The organism is Thiolapillus sp. (assembly GCF_048562965.1).
GTDB lineage: Bacteria > Pseudomonadota > Gammaproteobacteria > Chromatiales > Chromatiaceae > Thiolapillus > Thiolapillus brandeum_A.
Map to the genome: position 1 here is coordinate 1 of NZ_JBHNMF010000702.1, position 1,572 is coordinate 1,572.

At 47.8% G+C, this 1,572-nt stretch carries 2 protein-coding genes; both read right to left on the bottom strand.

Annotated features, from left to right (window positions below; genetic code table 11):
* Positions 1-6 precede the first annotated feature (6 nt).
* Positions 7-1,320, bottom strand: a complete 1,314-nt coding sequence (locus ACOCD2_RS19330; RefSeq protein ID WP_419583616.1) for a restriction endonuclease subunit S — start codon at positions 1,318-1,320, stop codon at positions 7-9.
* A 49-nt stretch (positions 1,321-1,369) separates the two neighbouring features.
* On the bottom strand, positions 1,370-1,572 hold a 203-nt coding region (locus tag ACOCD2_RS19335; protein ID WP_419589941.1), incomplete at its 5' end, for a hypothetical protein.

Sequence of the window (1,572 nt, forward strand, 5' to 3'; positions counted from 1 at the left end):
ATGTCCTTATAGTTTGATTTTTCCGGTGACAACGCTAGCAATTGCACTTTGCTTAAATTCATAAAGCTGGTTGATGCCAATCTGTAATGTTTTAGCTACTTCTTGATGCTCTGCTTGAATCTGAACAACAGCATCAATTATTCGTAATTGCTCTTCTTTCGGAGGAATGGGTATTGGCACTTTTGAAAGAATGGAAGTATTTAAATTATCCATTGTTGCACCAACTGAGACAAACTGAAGGAATCGTCTTATGAAATCGCTACCCAAGGCGATAGTGAGAAATACAGAATCTGCGAGTTTATTTGGTCTGAATAAGATACTGCCCGTCCCACAGATGTAACCTTCGTGGCCTTGGGTCGTTAACCCACACCTTCCCATCTCACCTCTACGAGCGAAGATAATGTCCCCGACCATCGTCATGTGGCGATGGAGACGCCTAGCCGTCTTTTCTGACACGGTGGTCTTAGAATCAGGAACTATTTTCCCATTGCTAAGCTGGGATGGATTGATAACGGGAATCCCATCTTCTATGTAATCTTCTTGATGGAGCTGGCTTCCAAACGGCCCAGTTTGAAGCATTTTTGCAAGGAAACCGAGCCTTTTTATTTCCCAGTGCTTCGGCACCTCCCCAATCCACTCCACCCCGCTATCCCGCATGGGCGCATCAGGGTTCAAGCCCTTGGTCACGGCCTGATTGATCAGGATGGCCTTTTGCTCTTTCAGCAGCTCGATGAGGCGCAGTTTCTTGGCGATGGCTTCATCGATTTCGGCGGTTTTCCGGTCGAGAAAGTTGGCGATGCGGTCTTGTTCCGCTTTCGGCGGTAAAGGTAAAAGCAGTTTTCCAAAATCGTTAAATCGAAAATCAGTCGAACGTTCACGAATGCCCTTAGCCAATGCTAAGATGTATCCGGCTTTAGAAATGAATCTAAGCAGATAAGCGAAATACTGGTTGTTGGTTTTAAATTCCCCCCTACCAACACATGCCGCATAAACTGGTGTGGCTTTTCCTTCAGAGTCGGAAACCCCAATGGCCCCGGCAAAAGCATCCATAGCGTGAATCACAAGATCGCCCTTACGGATACCCTGGTAACCGTGCTCCTGAATAGCATTGGTGAAACCTTCAGTTCGTCGGTTTGATCGCAGAGTTACAGTGCCATCTCGAAAAGCTGTGACGATTTTGTCCTCTGGGCGTACAGGTCGCTCCACCTTTTTGAATAACCATTTTCCTTTCTGTGTACCCCAGTGAGCAGGAATTTCACCAACCCATTCTATGCCGCTTGGCTTGTAGTTCTCGTATTTTGGAAAGGCCAGTTGCTCCATCACCCAGCCTCCACTTTCAGCCACTCAACTGACAATCCACGCAAGATCACTACCCTTCCCCCTGCGTATCTCTGTCAAAACTGACCAGCCTCTTAAGCAGCCCCTCGGTTTCGGCCTCCAGCGCAAGAATATCGTGCGTGACCTCTTCGAGCGAGCGTAGCGGCTTGTGTTGATAAAAGTATCTGTTGAAGCTGATCTCGTAGCCGATCTTGGTGGCGCCGAGATTGATCCAGGCTTCATCCACGTGCGGAC

Excerpts from the sequence above, each read along its gene's own strand:
- ACOCD2_RS19330 (WP_419583616.1), bottom strand. The coding sequence starts at position 1,320 with ATGGAGCAACTGGCCTTTCCAAAATACGAGAACTACAAGCCAAGCGGC.